Annotated in this window: 14 protein-coding genes; 10 read left to right on the forward strand and 4 right to left on the reverse strand. The window is 67.2% G+C overall.

Going from position 1 to position 17,634, the window contains the following annotated elements; all coding sequences use genetic code 11:
* Window positions 1–4: 4 nt before the first annotated feature.
* Window positions 5–1,042, reverse strand: a complete 1,038-nt coding sequence (locus tag CJ177_RS05995) for a class A beta-lactamase-related serine hydrolase (protein WP_257014383.1) — start codon at window positions 1,040–1,042, stop codon at window positions 5–7.
* Window positions 1,043–1,117: 75 nt separating this feature from the next.
* Between CJ177_RS05995 and CJ177_RS06000 the strand changes: the two genes are divergently transcribed.
* The 7 genes from CJ177_RS06000 to CJ177_RS06030 all read left to right on the forward strand — a co-directional run bounded on the left by CJ177_RS06000 (window position 1,118) and on the right by CJ177_RS06030 (window position 7,841).
* Complete coding sequence (locus CJ177_RS06000) at window positions 1,118–3,451, forward strand: Tex family protein (protein WP_179443158.1); 2,334 nt, start codon at window positions 1,118–1,120, stop codon at window positions 3,449–3,451.
* 74 nt (window positions 3,452–3,525) lie between these two features.
* Entirely contained in the window at window positions 3,526–4,431 is a 906-nt protein-coding gene (locus CJ177_RS06005; protein WP_025432344.1) for a hypothetical protein, read from the forward strand.
* A gap of 94 nt (window positions 4,432–4,525) precedes the next feature.
* Window positions 4,526–4,867 carry a 50S ribosomal protein L19 gene (gene rplS, locus CJ177_RS06010; RefSeq protein WP_005240490.1) on the forward strand — a complete coding sequence of 114 codons (342 nt, stop codon included), beginning with the start codon at window positions 4,526–4,528 and terminating at the stop codon, window positions 4,865–4,867.
* 81 nt (window positions 4,868–4,948) lie between these two features.
* The gene (gene lepB / locus CJ177_RS06015) at window positions 4,949–5,731 is read left to right on the forward strand and encodes a signal peptidase I (protein ID WP_061042895.1); all 783 of its coding nucleotides are present in this window, start codon (window positions 4,949–4,951) and stop codon (window positions 5,729–5,731) included.
* Window positions 5,728–6,408 (forward strand): ribonuclease HII, encoded by a 681-nt coding sequence (locus CJ177_RS06020; RefSeq protein ID WP_095867407.1) that lies wholly within the window; start codon window positions 5,728–5,730, stop codon window positions 6,406–6,408. Before lepB ends, CJ177_RS06020 begins: the two co-directional genes overlap by 4 nt.
* 37 nt (window positions 6,409–6,445) lie before the next feature.
* The gene (locus CJ177_RS06025; RefSeq protein WP_005240496.1) at window positions 6,446–6,763 is read left to right on the forward strand and encodes a DUF2469 domain-containing protein; all 318 of its coding nucleotides are present in this window, start codon (window positions 6,446–6,448) and stop codon (window positions 6,761–6,763) included.
* Between the two features lie 34 nt (window positions 6,764–6,797).
* Window positions 6,798–7,841 (forward strand): patatin-like phospholipase family protein, encoded by a 1,044-nt coding sequence (locus CJ177_RS06030; RefSeq protein ID WP_095867408.1) that lies wholly within the window; start codon window positions 6,798–6,800, stop codon window positions 7,839–7,841.
* Between the two features lie 52 nt (window positions 7,842–7,893).
* Here the strand turns inward: CJ177_RS06030 and CJ177_RS06035 are convergent, their stop codons facing one another.
* Together CJ177_RS06035 and CJ177_RS06040 are read right to left on the reverse strand one after the other, a co-directional pair.
* Complete coding sequence (locus CJ177_RS06035; RefSeq protein WP_061699604.1) at window positions 7,894–9,237, reverse strand: MFS transporter; 1,344 nt, start codon at window positions 9,235–9,237, stop codon at window positions 7,894–7,896.
* Window positions 9,234–10,952, reverse strand: coding sequence for an amidohydrolase (locus CJ177_RS06040; protein WP_061042892.1), 1,719 nt, complete (start codon window positions 10,950–10,952; stop codon window positions 9,234–9,236). Before CJ177_RS06040 ends, CJ177_RS06035 begins: the two co-directional genes overlap by 4 nt.
* Before the next feature lie 222 nt (window positions 10,953–11,174).
* Here CJ177_RS06040 and CJ177_RS06045 point away from each other — a divergent pair, with 222 nt between their 5' ends.
* Together CJ177_RS06045 and CJ177_RS06050 are read left to right on the forward strand one after the other, a co-directional pair.
* Window positions 11,175–12,077, forward strand: coding sequence for an Lrp/AsnC family transcriptional regulator (locus CJ177_RS06045; protein WP_061042891.1), 903 nt, complete (start codon window positions 11,175–11,177; stop codon window positions 12,075–12,077).
* A gap of 53 nt (window positions 12,078–12,130) precedes the next feature.
* Window positions 12,131–13,003 (forward strand): LLM class F420-dependent oxidoreductase, encoded by an 873-nt coding sequence (locus CJ177_RS06050; RefSeq protein ID WP_061042890.1) that lies wholly within the window; start codon window positions 12,131–12,133, stop codon window positions 13,001–13,003.
* 242 nt (window positions 13,004–13,245) lie between these two features.
* On the opposite strand, the gene CJ177_RS06055 is transcribed toward CJ177_RS06050, so the two are convergent.
* On the reverse strand, window positions 13,246–14,661 hold the full coding sequence (locus CJ177_RS06055; RefSeq protein WP_231914196.1) for an IS110 family transposase: 1,416 nt from the start codon (window positions 14,659–14,661) through the stop codon (window positions 13,246–13,248).
* A gap of 490 nt (window positions 14,662–15,151) precedes the next feature.
* Here CJ177_RS06055 and CJ177_RS06060 point away from each other — a divergent pair, with 490 nt between their 5' ends.
* Window positions 15,152–16,957 carry a zinc ribbon domain-containing protein gene (locus CJ177_RS06060; RefSeq protein ID WP_095867459.1) on the forward strand — a complete coding sequence of 602 codons (1,806 nt, stop codon included), beginning with the start codon at window positions 15,152–15,154 and terminating at the stop codon, window positions 16,955–16,957.
* The last annotated feature ends 677 nt before the right edge of the window (window positions 16,958–17,634 follow it).

Here is a 17,634-nt window from a genome sequence, read left to right on the forward strand (position 1 = left end):
GGCACTAACTCTGGGGCTGCGCCCAGTCGTCGACGACACCGGTGGGGAACAGGGACTTCACGAATCCGGTCATCGTGTCCCGTGCATGCCGGGCGCTGGAATCCTCGGTGACATCCGTGATCGCGGTGTCCGGGTACGACTCCTCGTCGTCCTCGTACCGGATGTCCTCCCGCGACGCGACGGCCACGATGTAGCGGTTGTCGTCACCGATCAGACCCGTCGACACGTGGATCCACCGATCGCCCACACAGCACATCCAACCCTGCTTCACCCCGACGACGTTCTCTCCGGGCAAGCCCTCGGGGAGGCCGAACCGCTGATCGTAACCGTCGATCCCCTCGGGTGTCGACGAGCGCAGGTAGTCGACGAACTCGGCGATGCGACCCGGGCCCAGGCCGTCGCGGTCGTCGAGAAGCCCGGCATAGAACGTCACGAGGTCGGCGGCGGTCGTCTCGGTGTTCCACCACAACCCGTCCCAGGGTGGTGTGGTCGCGGCGAGTCCGTACCGCCCGGCGACGTCGACGACGACGTCCGAACCGCCGAGATCGTCCCAGAGTGTGTTGGCCGCGTCGTCGTCGGACGATTCGAGCATCCGCTTCAGGAGGAGATGGTCGTTATCGGACAGCGGCCGCTCACCGATTGCGTCGAGGTGATACATCTGGGCGGCGATGAACAGCTTGGCCAACGACGCCGTTTCGACCGGTTCGGCGGCGGCGCCCTCCAGATAGCTGCCGGTGGCGCGGTCCAGAACGGCGATCGACACCTCGGCGCCGCGCTCGGTGGCCGCCGTCGCGACCGCCGCCGAGATGCGTTCGGCGAGGGGCGCCGAGACGGGGACCCGCGCGGAGGGGAACGGCTCCGGGCTCACAGTCACGCCGTCACCCGCCGGCGGTTCGTCGGCCGGGAGGAGGTCGGGGGTCGCGACGGCCGGTGACGTCGCCGGGATGTCGACCACGGAGTTCGTCTCGGTCGGGATGGTGCAGGCCAGTGGCGCACCCAGCAGGAAGACCATGACCGTCAGGCAACGGAACAGCCTGGACATGAAATTCTCCCGAGATTTCCGTGACGGCCTCACCGCCGACGATTTTGTCTCAGAGTAGCGGTAGGGTCCATTTCCGTGACTCTCAAGACCGTGAACCAGCGCATTGCCGAGGAGCTCGACGTCCGGGAGGGACAGGTCGCGGCCGCCGTGGACCTCCTCGACGGTGGAGCCACCGTGCCCTTCATCGCCCGGTACCGCAAGGAAGTCACCGGAACGCTCGACGACGCTCAGCTCCGCCAGCTCGAGGAACGCCTGCGGTACCTGCGGGAACTGGACGAGCGCCGGGTTGCCGTGCTCGAGTCGATCGACTCGCAGGGCAAGCTCGACGACCAGTTGCGTGGGCAGATCATGACCGCCGACACGAAGGCGCGCCTGGAGGACATCTATCTGCCGTTCAAGCCGAAGCGTCGCACGAAGGCGCAGATCGCCCGCGAAGCCGGTCACGAACCTGTCGCCGACGCGCTGATCACCGATCCCTCCACCGATCCGGCGTCCTACACGGCCGAACAGCTCGAGGGTGCGCGCGCGATCCTCGTCGAGCATTTCGCCGAAGACGCAGACCTGGTGGGTGAACTCCGCGAGTTGATGTGGACCCGGGGGCAACTGGTGTCCGCGGTCCGCAAGGGCAAGGAGACCGAGGGTGCGAAGTTCGCCGACTACTTCGAGTTCTCCGAGCCGTTCGGCAAGCTCCCGTCCCACCGCATCCTGGCGGTGCTGCGCGGCGAGAAGGAAGAGGTGCTCACGCTCACCCTGGCACCCGACACGGAGGAGCCCGTCCCCGGCGAGCCCACCGTCTACGAGGGCCGGATCGCCGGCCGGTTCGGCATCGCCGATCGCGGCAGGCCCGCCGACCGGTGGCTGCTCGACACCGTGCGGTGGGCGTGGCGCACCAAGATGATCGTCACGCTGGGCATCGACACTCGGATGCGCCTGCGACAGTCGGCGGAGAAGGATGCCGTCGACGTGTTCGCCAACAACCTGCGCGACCTGCTGCTGGCAGCGCCTGCCGGTACCCGCGCCACGATGGGCCTCGACCCCGGTTTCCGGACCGGTACGAAGGTCGCGGTCGTGGACGCCACCGGCAAGGTGGTGGCTCACGAAACGATCTACCCGCATCAGCCGCAGAACAAGTGGGACAGTTCTCTGGCCACCCTCGCCGGTCTCGTCGCCAAGCACGGCGTGGAGCTCATCGCCATCGGGAACGGCACCGCCTCCCGCGAGACGGATGCGCTCGCGACCGAGCTGATCGCCAAGTCGGGCGCGACCAACCTGACGAAGATCGTGGTGTCCGAGGCCGGGGCGTCCGTGTACTCGGCGTCCGCGTACGCCTCGGCGGAGCTGCCCGACCTCGACGTGTCGATCCGTGGAGCAGTCTCCATCGCGCGCCGCCTGCAGGATCCCCTCGCCGAACTGGTGAAGATCGACCCGAAGTCGATCGGCGTCGGGCAGTACCAGCACGACGTGTCGGAGACGCTGCTCGCGCGGTCGCTCGGCGCGGTCGTCGAGGACGCGGTGAACGCGGTCGGCGTCGACGTGAACACCGCGTCGGTGCCGCTGCTGTCCCGCGTGTCCGGTATCGCCGGTTCGCTGGCCGAGAGCATCGTCGCGCACCGGGACCAGAACGGCCCGTTCCACAGCCGCAAGGGACTCAAGGACGTCGCGAGACTCGGTCCGAAGGCGTTCGAGCAGTGCGCCGGCTTCCTGCGGATCCCCAACGGGGACGACCCGCTCGACGCCTCCAGCGTCCACCCCGAGGCCTACCCGGTGGTGCGCAAGATCGTCGGCGCCAGCGGCACCGGCGTGCGCGAGATCATCGGCAACACGTCCGCGCTCCGCAGCCTGAACCCGGCAGACTTCGTCGACGACCGATTCGGTCTGCCCACGGTCACCGACATCATCGGTGAGCTCGAAAAGCCCGGCCGCGACCCCCGCCCGGAGTTCAAGACGGCCACATTCGCGGCCGGAATCGAGAAGGTGTCGCACCTGAAGCCGGGAATGACGCTCGAGGGCGTCGTCACCAACGTCGCGGCGTTCGGCGCGTTCGTCGACATCGGCGTTCACCAGGACGGCCTCGTTCACGTGTCCGCGATGTCCCACAACTTCGTCAAGGACCCGCGGGACGTCGTCAAGTCGGGCGACGTCGTGAGGGTGAAGGTCCTCGAGGTGGACGAGGCCCGTCAGCGCATCGGCCTGACGCTGCGGCTCGACGACGAGGTCGGGGCCGGCCGCAAGAACGACGGTCCCCGCGGCGGCGGGCAGCGGCAGGATCGGCGGGGTGGCGGGCAGCCGCAGGATCGGCGCGGCGGCAAGCCGCAGCAGCAGGGTGGACGCGATCGCGGGCGTGACTCCCGCCCGGCGCCCGGCGGTTCGATGGCCGACGCGCTGCGGAAGGCGGGGTTCGGCAAGTAGAGAGGTCACCATCCCGACACGAGCCACCACTTTTCGATGGAGTGACCAGTTCTTTACTGGGATAGTGGATGCCGATGTACGAATGGCTGGATCGGGAAATCGTCGGGCACGGGCGCCTGCCTCTGCTCTTTTTCCTGCTCGGGTTTCTCGCGGCCTTCCTGTTCATCCGATTGAGCGTGCGGATGATCCGCGCCGAGGTGTCGTGGTGGCCGGGCAACGTGAAACCCGGCGGGCACCACGTCCACCACGTGGTGTTCGGCGTCGTCACGATGCTCGTGTCGGGAGTTTCCCTCATCGCCGTGTACGAGGACGGCACCCAGACCACCGGCGCCGTCCTCGCCACGTTGTTCGGGATCGGCGCCGCGCTGGTGCTGGACGAGTTCGCGCTGATCTTCTACCTGCAGGACGTGTACTGGGCGGATGAGGGCCGGACGTCGGTCGATGCCGTATTCGTGGCGATCGCGGTGACGGGTCTGCTGCTGCTCGGACTCCGGCCGCTCGAACTGATCAACGTCACCGACTTCCGGGATTCGCCGGATCCGTGGGTGCGGGTCGCAATCGGGTTGTCTTCCGTGATCAACCTGCTCATCGCGGGGGTGGTGCTGCTGAAGGGGAAGATCTGGACCGGGCTGCTCGGCCTGTTCGTTTTCCCGATCCTGCTGATCGGGGCGCTCCGATTGAGCCGGCCGAGCGCACCGTGGGCCCGGTGGCGGTACACCTCCAAGCCGAAGCGGATGCTTCGCGCGCTCGAGCGGGAGCGAAAGTGGCGTCGGCCGGTCATCCGGGCCAAGATCTTCGTGCAGGACTTCATCGCGGGGACGCCCAGCGCGGAGCACGTGAAGGAGGCCGCGGAGCATGCCAGGGTGGCGGCGGAGGTGGAGCTCGACCATGTGGTGCATGCGGCGCCGCCGCCGATTTCGCTTCACCCGGTGGCGTCTGGCACAATGGACGGGTTGCCTGGACCAGGCAGCAATACTTGATCTGGGCACGAACCAGACGAGCACCGGGGTTCTCCGAACGTCCGGGTGCCGCTCGGTTCCTCTGCTCCTGCGAAAACGCAAGGATGGAACACCGATGAACACTCTCGATTTCCTGGACAAGAAGTCCCTCCGCGACGACATTCCCGAGTTCCGTCCCGGCGACACCCTCAACGTGCACGTCAAGGTCATCGAAGGCTCGAAGGAGCGCGTGCAGGTCTTCAAGGGCGTCGTGATCCGCCGTCAGGGCGGCGGCGTCCGCGAGACCTTCACCGTCCGCAAGGTCTCCTTCGGTGTCGGCGTCGAGCGCACCTTCCCGGTCCACAGCCCGAACCTGGCACAGATCGAGGTCGTCACCCGCGGTGACGTCCGTCGCGCCAAGCTGTACTACCTCCGCGATCTGCGTGGCAAGGCCGCCAAGATCAAGGAAAAGCGCTGACCTTTCCGATGAGCCCGGCACTGCGTACTCGCAGTGCCGGGCTAATCTGATTTCGTGACAGATTCTTCGAAGGAGCGGGCATTGTCGTCGGAATCCGAGACCACCGGCGATTCGGCCGCCACCTCCGCCGTGAACGGCGGTACGGCGGAGCCCGAGAAGAAGCCCCGCTCCTTCCTCCGCGAGTTGCCGATCCTGATTCTGGTCGCGCTCGTCCTGAGTTTCCTGTTGCAGACGTTTGTCGCCCGGGTGTATCTCATTCCGTCGGAATCGATGGAACCGACGCTGCACGGGTGCGCGGGCTGCACCGGCGACCGCATCGTGGTCGAGAAGATCGGTTACCGCTTCGGTGAACCGCAACCGGGTGACGTCATCGTGTTCCGCGGCCCCGATTCGTGGTCGCAGGATTTCGTCTCCACCCGGTCCTCCAACGTGGTGATCCGCGGTGCGCAGGAACTCGGTTCCCTCGTCGGACTCGTCCCCCCGGACGAGAACGACCTCGTCAAGCGGGTGATCGCCACCGGTGGTCAGACCGTCGAATGCTGCGACGACCAGGGCCGCATCCTGGTCGACGGCACACCGCTCGACGAGCCCTACGTCGTCATGGACTTCCCGTTCGTCCCCGGCTCGCAGGCCTGCGACACCGCGTTGAAGTCGGCACGCTGCTTCGGTCCGGTCACCGTCCCCGACGGCCACCTGTGGGTGATGGGCGACAACCGCAGCAACTCCGCGGACTCGCGGTACCACGTGGGCGACGACATGCAAGGCACCATCCCGCTCGACAACGTGATCGGTAAGGCGGTCTTCATCGCGTTGCCGCCGGCGCGGATGGGCACGATCAGCTCACCCGATATCCAGGGCAAGTGACTTCCTGGCCTCCACGCATCGTCATTCGCAGGTCGTCCGGTCTGCGGACGATGGAGTCGGCCCTGGTCCGCAGCGGTCTCGGGCCGGTGGCCGGTGTCGACGAGGCAGGCCGGGGTGCGTGTGCGGGCCCGCTCGTCGTGGCGGCCTGCGTGCTCGCACCGAAGCCGTATCCGGCGCTGGCGCGCCTCGACGATTCGAAGAAACTCACCGAACGCACGCGTGAAGAGCTGTTCCCGGCCATCACCCGGCTGGCAGTGGCGTGGAGCGTCGTGTCTTTCCCGGCCGAGGAAGTCGACCGCATGGGTGTCCACGTGGCCAACATCGAGGGCATGCGACGTGCGGTCGCCGGGCTCTCGACCACCCCGGGTTACGTTCTCACCGACGGCTTCCGCGTCCCGGGCCTGCCGACCCCGTCGCTGCCGGTGATCGGCGGCGACGCCGCGGCGGCATGCATCGCGGCGGCGTCGGTGCTGGCCAAGGTCTCTCGCGACCGGGTAATGGTCGCGATGGACGAGACACATCCCGGTTACGGTTTCGCGATCCACAAGGGCTACAACACGCCCGCGCACCTGACGGCCCTCGAGAAGCTGGGCCCGTGCCCGGAGCACCGCCGCTCGTGGTCGAACGTCGCGGCGCTGATACACCGAGTGGATAACAGTTCCGGAAGTGCGAGATGATGACAATTCACACCAGAGCAGGAGGACTCCGAGACCGATGAGTGCCGAGGATCTCGAGAAGTACGAAACCGAGATGGAGCTGTCGCTCTACCGCGAGTATCGGGACATCGTCGGTCAGTTCTCCTATGTCGTGGAGACCGAGCGCCGGTTCTATCTGGCCAACTCGGTGGAGTTGCTGCCGCACAACGCGGACGGGGAGATCTACTTCGAGCTGCGCATGTCCGATGCATGGGTGTGGGACATGTACCGTCCCGCGCGCTTCGTGAAGTATGTCCGCGTCATCACGTTCAAGGACGTGAACATCGAGGAGCTCGACAAGCCGGACCTGCGGCTCCCGGACAACGGTCTGTCCTGACGGTCCGACGTTCTCGTCCGCGTACGATCATCCGATGACCGGACCGAGGCGCGTTGGGCTGGCTCTGGGTAGCGGCGGTGCGCGGGGGTACGCCCACATCGGAGCGATCCAGGTACTCGAGGAGCGCGGATTCGAGATCGTCGGAGTCGCAGGATCGTCGATGGGTGCCCTGGTGGGGGGACTCCACGCTGCGGGCAAGCTCGACGACTTCACCCGGTGGGCGATCGGCCTGACACAGCTCGACGTCGTGCGGCTTCTCGACCTGTCGGTGTCCGCGCCGGGAGCCATCCACGCCGAGAAGATCCTGCAACGGGTCAGAGAGATGCTCGGCGAGATCCGCATCGAGGACCTTCCCATCCCGTATACGGCCGTGGCCACCGATCTCGCTGCGGGCCGGTCGGTGTGGTTCCAGCGAGGACCCGTCGACGCGGCCATCCGTGCGTCGATCGCCATCCCCGGCGTCATCACGCCGTCCGTGCTCAACGGCCGGGTGCTCGCCGACGGTGGGGTGCTCGACCCTCTGCCGATGGCGCCGCTCGTCTCCGTGAGCGCCGACCTGACCGTCGGGATCAGCCTGAGCGCCGAGGATCGGGACGGTCGCTCGCTGGCCCCGGAGAACGTCAGCGCGGATTCGCGGCCGGTGGACGAATGGGTGGCACGCTTTCGCCGGAGCGCCGCGCAGCTGCGCGACCTGGACATCGTGCGGTCGGTCGTCGGACGGTTCGGCGCCGCGCAGACCGATCCGGATCCGTCGGACGAGCCGGACGGCCAGGCGATCGACGATCAGACCGTGGTCGGGGGCGACGCGGTGGCCGTCCCGAAGTTCAGCCGGTTCGCGGTGATGAACCGCTCGCTCGACGTGATGCAGGCGACGTTGGCTCGCTACCAGCTCGCCGCGTACCCACCGGACGTGCATGTTCGGGTGCCCCGGAACGCGTGCCGCAGTCTCGACTTCCATCGCGCCGCCGAGATGATCGAAGTGGGTCGGGTGCTCACCGGGCGTGCGCTCGACGACGCCGGGCTCATCTCGCCGGCAGCCGCTGCGTCTCCGGCAGACTCGGACGGCGCGCCCACCTGACAGGAGAAAGGGCCGGTGCTGCGCAGCACCGGCCCTTCCGTCACGGGGAATCTCAGCTCGAGGCAGAAGCCCGGGCACCGCCCAGGTCACCCACCGATTCGTCGGGCTTGCCGTCGACGTGATCGACGTGCTGCGGCGCGACGAGCAGGCAGAGAATGCTGACCGCGCACATTCCGATCAGGAGCCCGATCACCGGCCACACGCTGCCGGTGGCCTGGTACATGAGCGTGGACACCAACGGCGACAGTCCACCGAAGATCGCGCCCGCGCCCTGGTAGGCGAGGGAAATGCTGGTGTATCTCGCCTGCGGCCGGAACATCTGCGACAGCACCGCCGCGATCGGGCCGTAGGTCGCGGCCAGGACGAGCCGCATGACGGCGAAGGTCAGGAAGATCAGGACCACCGAACCGGATGTCAGGACCAGGAACTGTGGTGCCGCGAGCACCGCGACGGCCAGCAGCCCGTAGATCACCACGCGGATCCGGCCGACCTTGTCACCGAGCCACGCCACTCCGAGAGTGGCGATCAGCTCCACCACCGCGGCGACGCTGAGCGCGTTGAGGACGAGTGTTTCGGACAGCCCGACGTCCGGGTCGGTGGCGTACGCCGTGATGAACGTCGTCACCAGGTAGTAGCCACCCACCGCGACGGGCAGGATGCCCATGCCGAGCAGGATCGGGCGCCAGTTGGTGACGATGGCGTACTTCAGCGGCAGCGCTTCGGGTTCGGTCGCCGTCTGCACCTCGGATTCGAAGACGGGGGATTCCTCCACCTTCAGTCGCACCAGCAGACCCACGCCGATCAGCAACGCCGAGCACAGGAACGGCAGCCGCCAGGCCCAGTCCCGCAGGGCGTCGTCGCCGAAGGTCGAGAGGACACTGAAGAACCCGGTGGCGAGCAGCGCGCCGGCGGGATTACCCAGCTGTGCGAATCCACCGTAGAACGTCTTCTTGTCCTCGGGCGCGTGTTCGACGGCCATCAACACGGCGCCACCCCATTCGCCGCCCACCGCGAAGCCCTGCACGAACCGCAGCATCACCAGCAGCAGCGGCGCCCAGAATCCGATCTGCGCGTACGTCGGCAGCGCACCGATCAGGAACGTGCCCGCGCCCATCAGGGTGAGCGTCACGACGAGTGCCGTCCGCCTGCCGATCCGGTCGCCGACGTGTCCGAACACGATGCCACCGAGTGGGCGGGCGAAGAAGCCCACCGCGTAGGTGGCGAACGCCGCGGCGATGCCGGTCAGACGGTCGGTGTCGGACGGGAAGAAGATCTCACCGAACACCAGGGCCGCCGCCGTGGCGTACACGTAGAAGTCGTACCACTCGATGGTGGTGCCGACGAAGGCCGCGAAACCCGCCTTGCGGGCCTTCGCGATCTGAGTGTCGTGACTCATGACTGATCCTCGGTGGTTGCAGTGGTCGAGAATAGGTCGCTGCGGGTGGAATGCGCCAATTCGCCGTCGATCCAGGTTTCACGGACCTCGATGTCGGCGATGGTGTGCGGGTCGACGGTGAGAGGGTCGGCGCCGAGGACCACGAAATCGGCGCGCTTTCCGGGGGAGATGCTGCCCAGTTCGGATTCCCGTCCGAGGGCGCGGGCCCCGTTCAGCGTGTGCGCGGTGAGGGCCTGGGCGGCGGTCAGTCGCAACGCGTTCGAGCCGAGTTGATGCCCCTGCCGGGTGATGCGGGTGACGGCGGCCTGGATGGCCTCGAGCGGTTTGGGCTCGGCGACCGGCGCGTCGGAACTGATCGTGACCGGCACGTCGGCCTCGACGAATTCGCCCAGGGGATTGAAACGCTCACCCGGGGTGCCGATCGCCGCGGTCACGCCCTCGCCCCAGTTGTAGTAGTGCTGCGGCTGGTTGACGGGATACACGCCGAGTGCGTGCATCCGCGTGATCTGCTCGGGGGTCGGCAACCCGCAGTGCTCGATGCGGTGACGGGCATCGGCGTCGGGATGCGCCTTCTGCGCGGCCTCGATCGCGTCGAGGACCATGTCGATCGCGGTCGGCGACTGCGCATGCGTCGCAGTCTGCAGGCCGACGGCGTGTGCCTTCGCGATCAGCGCCGCATAGTCGGCGGGCTCGTGATAGAGCTGCCCGGTCCGGCACGGGTCGCCCACGTACCCATCAGGGAAGTAGGCGGTCCAACCGCCGAGAGTGCCGTCGGCGTAGAACTTGATCCCGCCGAACGCGAGGCGTGAGTTGCCGAACGCACCGTGCAATCCGGTGTCGAGCGCGTGATCGAGCAGGTGGCTGAGCAGGTACATGCTCACCCGGGTCTCGAGCCGGCCCTGCTCCGCCAGGCGCAGGTACATGTCGAACTCGCGCCGCGTCACCTGGCAGTCGCCGATCGTGGTGACGCCGCCCTCGAGGAACTTCTCCTGCGCCACGGAAAGCTGCCGCAGATGCTCCTCGGGTTCGTCCTCGAGGTGGAAGTTCGGGCCGTGATGACCGACCTTGACGCCGTTCACACCGGTGAGGATGTTGCAGGCGGCATCGGACAGTTCGCCGGTCAGTTCGCCGTCCGCGTCGCGGAAGAACTCGCCGCCGGGCGGATTCGGGGTGTCGCGGGTGACGCCGTGGAATTCGAGGGTGAACGTGTTGACGACGCCGCCGTGGCCGCTGGCGTTCATCAGGTACACCTCGCGGTCGGTACCGACCTGATCGAGTTCCTCCTTCGTGGGATGACGGCCCTCGACGAGGTTGCGGTGCTCGTAGCCGTACCCGCGGACCGGGATCCCGGCAGGCTGGTTCCGGGCCGCCTCCTGCAGCAGCGCAACGATCTCGGGAATGGTGCGCGCCTTCTCGGGACCGCAGTCCACCCAGCTGAGCATCTGGCCGTACATCAGGGGGTGGGCGTGCGGATCGACGAACCCGGGTACGACGGTCGCCCCGGCGAGATCGATGACGTCCGTGGTCCGGGTGCCGATCCTCCGCGCTTCCTCACGACATTCCGCAACGGTGCCGACGGCGGCGAACCGATTGCCGAAGACGAGGAAGGCCTCGGCGCCCTCGGTCTCTGCGTCCACGGTGCGGAGCGTGCCACCGGTGAAGACTGTGGCGGTGGCGTCGAGGGGGGACGCCTCGTGGTGAAACAGCTTGCGCATGGAGATCCTTCGAGATGGTGGTGTGGGTCACGTCCGGCTGGGAGGGAAAATTACGCCCTGACCAGCTGCTGCGCAATACATCAAAGTTCCGGACCGAGCGGTCTACGGCGAATATGTTCAGCACGCCGAGCTAATTCGCACCGATTCGCAGAATCTGGTGATGTGTGCGATTCTTCTTCTCCGTCAAGAGTGCAGAAAGAAATCGAGAAATCTCGGGGCATCATGAGTATCGAACTGGATTCCAAGCTCATCGCGGCGTTGCAGTCGAATGGTCGCGCGACCTATCGGGAGCTCGCCGCGACCGTGGGCGCACCCCGCGCCGCGGTGTCCACGCGCGTGCAGACGCTGCTCGACACCGGCACGGTGAGCGTCGTTGCCGTCGCCCATCCCGAGTTGCTGGGCCTCAAGGCGATGGCTCACGTGTCCGTCGCCGTGTCGGGGCCGGTGGGTCCCGTGGCCGAGGCGCTCTGCGCGACGGAGGCGGCCGTCTACATTTCCGCCGTGAGCGGGCAGTACAACATCATCGCCGAACTGCGCGTCCCCAGCCAGCAGGACCTCTACGACGCCATCGCCGCGATCCGTGCGGAACCCGGCGTCCGCACAGTCAACACGCTGTACTACGCCGATGTCATCAAGGGAATCTTCATGCCCAAGAGCGCATTACGGGCCGATGTTCGACTGGACGCGAAAGACGTCGCGCTCATCGAGTTGCTGGAGAGGAACGGGCGGATGCCGTTTCTGGAACTGGCCGAACGCACCGGGCTCTCGCCCAGTGCGGCGCGGAATCGAGTGAACCATCTGATCGACAGCACCGCGTTGCGCGTCGGAGCTGTCGTGAAGCGCCGCGGCGGCGGCAGAACCCTCGCCATGGGCATCGGCGTCAGCCTCGGATCGCGGGACCGGGAGGCGTGCGCGCAGATCGAGGCCCTGCCGGGTATCGAGTTCCTGGCGCGGACACTCGGCAGATTCGACCTGATCGGCACGGTCGCCGCTGATTCGTCGGGTGACCTTTACTCCCTCGCCGAGCACATCCGGACGATCGACGGTGTGATGGCCTTGGAGACCTGGACGCACCTCGAGGTGTTCAAGGAGCACTACGCCCGCAGCCTCGACGTCCGCGGATAGGAGCGTCCCGGAAGTGAGCCACGTCGACCGGGCAACTGTGAGACGATCGGCCGATGCGCCTCGGGTTGCACGCACTCGGGATCGGTACCGGCGCTCGTCGCGCGGTGATCGACTCGGTCGCGGTTGCCGCCGAGAACAGCGGATTCGCCACGCTGTGGGCCGGAGAGCACGTCGTGATGGTGGACCGGTCGGAGTCGCGGTATCCCTACGCGGACGACGGCCGGATCGCGGTCCCCGCCGTCGCGGATTGGCTCGACCCGATGATCGGGCTGAGCTTCGCCGCCGCTGCCACCCACACGATCGGCGTCGCCACCGGTGTGTTGCTGCTGCCCGAACACAATCCCGTCCTCATGGCCAAGCAGGCGGCCACGTTGGATCTGATGAGTGGTGGCCGGCTGACGCTCGGCGTCGGCATCGGCTGGTCCAGGGAAGAATTCGCTGCGCTCGGCATTCCGTTCGAGGGCCGTGGCGAGCGCGCCGCCGAATACGTCGCGGCGATGCGCACGCTGTGGCGTGACGACATCGCGACGTTCGAGGGTGAGTTCGTCCGTGTCGACTCGGTGCGGGTCAATCCGAAACCCGTGCGCGATCGCCGGATTCCGGTCGTGCTCGGGGGCAACAGCGACGCCGCGCTCCGCCGGGTCGCGGCGTGGGGCGACGGCTGGTACGGGTTCAACCTGGACGGCGTCGACGCCGTCACTGAACGGATCCGGACGATCCACGCACTGTGCCGGGACGCGGGGCGCGACGTCGCGGAGTTGCGTCTCGCCGTCGCCCTGCGGGAAGTGGACCCCTCCGACGTCGAGGCGCTGGCCGATGCGGGAGTCGACGAACTCGTCCTCGTCGAGTCGCCACCCGACGAACCCGTTGCGGCCGCCGACTGGGTGGCGTCACTCGCGCGCCGATGGATGCCCGCTGTCGGCTGACCGTTCAGTTGCAGGCTTGACCGGCCTGTCCTGGGCCTTTGGAGTGAACACTTCCTGCAAGGTGCCGAGTTGTCCACAACGTACACTTCATGCACAGCCCAATTCGTTCGCCCACTTCGAGCGAATCTTCCTGGAATCCGGGGCGGGGACAGCGGTGCGAGAGGCGCGGGTGGTGTGGCGGGATCGGTTGGCGCGGTTCTCCGGTGGCGTGGATCGAGCGTTATCTGAGTTCCTAGCGCAGGTCAAGCCACATGGCGGCTCGTAGGCTTGGTCTTGGCGGGCTGGGCTGTTGGAGCGCATCGCGACTCCTGGGACTCCTGGGACTCCTGGCCCGCCGCCTGCTTGCGGCGCTCACGCATCCGCTGGTATCGGACGTTGTCGCGCCGCCGCGGGTCGATCTTGTAGCGCGCCGTGACGATCGCCCGGCCCTCGGCCTCGGTGATCGGCGTGCCGTCGACGTCCCGCAAGGCGTACGGCTGGCCGGCACGCATACAGGCGGCGATCCGGGTGACCAGATGGGTGGCCAGATGACAGATCGCGGACTCGTGGTGCCGGTCGCCGACCATCAACCGCTGGTACTTCGCCGCGAACTGGGGATCGACCCTGCGGGCCTGGTCGGCAGCGGTGCACAGCATCTCACGCAACAGCGGATCCCCGGCCTTGGTGATCGAGGACTCGACCTTGCTCACCCCGGACTGGCTGACGTTGGGAACCAGACCGGTGTACGCGCGGATCGCGGCAAGGGACGTGAACCGGTGCGGGTCGCCGATCCGTCCAGCGATGACCGCGCTGATCACCGCCCCCACGCCGGGAGCAGAGGCAACGATGCCGGCCGGGTCGGCGTCGGCGTAGAGGTTCGCGACTCGCTCGTCTATCTGCTTGATCTGACGGGTCAGGAACAGTGCCTGTTCGGCTTCGTGGGCGATGTCCTCAGCGAGCTCGGCGAAGTCCATCCCGTCAGACCCGTCGCTGGTGCCCCACAGGGCGAGGGTCTCTCGGGCCGCGGTGATGAGCCCGGCGGCGTGATCGTCGCGCCACGCACCGCGGGACCGGGCGATCAGGAACCTGGTCAGCCGCGCTCGGCCTAACCGGATCACGGCATGCGGATCGGCATAGCGGGAAAGGAACTCGAGCGCCGCGGCGCCGTAGTTGGACCCGAGTACCGCGTACCACGCCGGCCCGAGCAACTCGACCAACGCATCGAGCCGGGCATAGACCGCGACTCGGCGCTTGACCATCGTGGAGCGCTGCTTGACCAGTCGTCGCAGCGAGTGGGCGGGGCCCCTGCCCGGAGTACTCCCGCAGGCCTTCGGGGTGCAGCAAGGGCAGCCGGCGAGCAATTCGGAGTCGATCCGGTCGTTCTTGGTGTGCTTGGAGTAGTACTTACGCAGGTCGGCCGACTGGGTGGTCGGGACCATCACCACGCGTGCACCGTGGCGACGGAACCACTCCGCCAACACGATCCACGCGTTCCGGGTCGGCTCGACCACCACGGTCAGCTCGGCCGGATCGGGCAGGTCCAAGTCCGCCCACAACCGTTCCAGGTCGGCCGGCCGTGTCCAGAACTTCCGGCCACGCCATACCGTGGCACCATCACGGGCGAGCGTTGCCTGATGCTCCGCCCGGACAGCCACGTCGATCCCCAACGTCAATGCCATTGTCATTGCTCCTGTCGGTCCACATCCCTGTTCACCAGGTGACTGACCATCGCGGCCACGGCCCAGACATTCTCTAAGCAGGAGTCCACGCCTACCGGCCGGCTCCAAGTTCCCGAACAAGGACACCGCCCGATCAGACACCGAGCCCGCAGACGACCACTCAGAAAGCCAGGGATCACCAGGTGTCCCGGTCGGACGTTCGGCCCGCCTGCGGACTCCCTCCGAGGCTAAATGTCGGAGGTCGGCGTTACAGTCGAGATCCTGCGAGACAAGCGCGGCACATCGCTTGGGGGAGTTTGATGGAGGACGTCATGGCGTTGCTGGCATCGTTGTCCGGCCGGTTCTCTCAGCTGCGGTCGAAACAGTATCAACACCGGCTTCGGGGCGACGCCGCCGCACGGCTGGAACAGGGTTAACCGATGAGATCTCGGGCGATCTCAGGTCTTCTCGGAACGCGAAGGTGCTCGCCGATCGTGAATTGTGCCCGGCATTGACCGGGCCGGGATCGACTGCGCCGCGGCAGTTCGCGTTCACCACCCGCGCGTACACGGCGGTCGACGACGCTACCTGTGAGCCGATCGGCCTCGACGACGTCGACACCCGGGTGGGGTGGCTCCTCGACCTGATCACCGCGGCCGGCGCCGAGTTGGTGTCGCGGCTGTGGCAGCCGGCGACGTTCGATGTGCTCGCCGCCGGCCTGGACCGCCAGGACCGCAAGCTGCCCGCACAGGGGCATGTCGCCGCGGCCCGCCTCGGCTGGAACCCGAACTATCCGGACGGTATCTACGTGCCGTCGCGGGTCACGCGGGTGGTGACCGCGCAGGTGATGGCGACCCTGCGGACCCTGACGCACCGGGACACCGCGATCACGGCACTGTCCGCTCGATTCGACCCGGCCACCGGGGCTGTGGCGCCGCCGACCGAACCGGCGGACTACGTGCCACCGGGTTTTGCTCGAGGAGTACGACGCCAGCTCATCGCACACGCCCGCCGCACCGACGGGGCACAGGCGACCCGATTGCGGATCACCGACGTGCAGGAACCGCCCCGGATGGCCGCGATGGCCCGACTGTCGGCTGTCGATCGGCAGCTCGCACAGATCGCCGTGACAGACCGTGAGCTGGTGTTGACGGTGAAGCTGCCCACCAGCCCGTTCCCGGCGGGGCGGGCGCAGTGGCGGCGGGTGCGGCTGACCGCCGCCATCCCCAACCACCTGCACGGCCGGCCTGTCATCGAGTGGCATCTGCCGACCCTCATCCTCGACCGGAAGGGCCTGTTGTGGCGGTGCGCCGCGACGGAACTCGTCTCCGCAGGCGACCTGGAATTGGCGACCGTTGCGGTCGGGGTCGACTGGTCCCCGTCCACGCTCGGCGCCGCCGCCATCACCACCGACCACCCTGACGGGCTGGTGTCGGACTACCGGGGCTGGACCTACGACGACCGTGGCCTCGGAATCAAACTCGCGCGCCTGCAAGCCGAAGGCCAGCTGCTGCACGCCAAGGCCGCACGGTTGACCCGACTGGCCGCCACCGCCCCACCCCAGGTCCGCGCTGAGTTGGAGGCAAAGATCGCCGTCCTGAACGAGCACCGCACCGCGGTGGGTGCCAAGCGTGGATGGATCAACCGGGAACTGGCGTTCCACTTCGCCCGCCAGGCCACCGAGTACGCCAGCGCCGCTCACGCGCAGGTGATCGCGGTGGAGGATCTCACAACCCTCGAGACTCGGGACCACGGGCGGGTCAACAACAACCGGGCCGCCCAATCAGCCCGCCGCAAAGCCGCCGCTGCGCTCGCGCACGCCGCCGCCGGTGCCGGCATAACAGTGGTCTCGGTGCCCTCCCGAGGATCCTCTGCATGGTGCCCGGGCTGCGACGAACCACTTGCCCGCCCCGGCGGCTACCACACCGCGTGGTGTTCCCGCTGCCGAGTCGGCGGCAACCGCGACCATGTAGCCGGTGTGAACTTGGCCAAACGCGCCTTGCTGGGTCGAGGCAAGGCCACTCGTCGGCGTGGGCAGATGCCCGCGGTCCGGGTCGCCGAACACGCGCCGGTACGGCCATCGCGCGACAAACACGCTCCCACCCCGAGCAGACCGCGGCACCGCCGGGTCCGCCACAGCCTGCCCACCGTCACACAGCGGATGGGGGTGAATCCGAAACAGCATGTTCCTGCACCACAAGCGTCGGTGTGGGACACGGTCAAACCCACACCACCGCAAAGTGATGCGGGTAGCCGTGACACACGTCTATCTCCAACATCTGCCACACCAGTGGCAGATAGTATGAGATCTACGTAGACGCTGCTGTGGCGCACAAGTAGCGACACAGCGCAGGATCCGGTTGCTGGTCGTCGAGTGGCGGCGGGACTCGGGCCGGTCGGCATCTTTCTCATTCTGAGGTGGTGCCCGCTCGATTCGGTTGGGCTAGAAATGATTCCATGTTCGATTGAACGCTGCCTGGTCGCAGGGCACTAGCAAGCCAGTACACCGGAAGATCGAACACGACGCCGATCATAATGTCTCCTAGAACTGATTCCACCAGTTGACGAAGTTGTAGTACCAGCTGGTCGGAGGCTACATGGGGTCTCCCGATCCGAGCACGACGATGGTCGCTCGATGTCGGTGACGCAGGTGGCGTGACGGAGTGCTTCGTCGGATCCTAGGACACCGGCTGGTCGCGGCAGAGGTGAGACCTCGAGCCCTTCGAGAGTCCGCTCGGCGCACACTTCATCGTGCTCGCGTGTCTGTAGTGCGAGTCGAAGCGACTGATCGACGACAGGTTGGGGTAGAAACTTTCATATAGCGCACCTCACAACTGCATGAAGGAGTGAGATATGGGGTCAACCGAGGAATTGTGGCGGAACTTCGTCGCGCAGGTGTTGAGCCTGTTGATGGCGTCCGGCTCGTAGCGGAGCTATTTGCCGGCCCATCCGCCCGCGTCATCCCCGGATCGCCCTGTCCGCCTGGCGCGGTTG

The sequence above is a fragment of the Rhodococcus sp. ACPA1 genome (genome assembly GCF_002300195.1).
Lineage (GTDB): Bacteria > Actinomycetota > Actinomycetes > Mycobacteriales > Mycobacteriaceae > Rhodococcus_F > Rhodococcus_F opacus.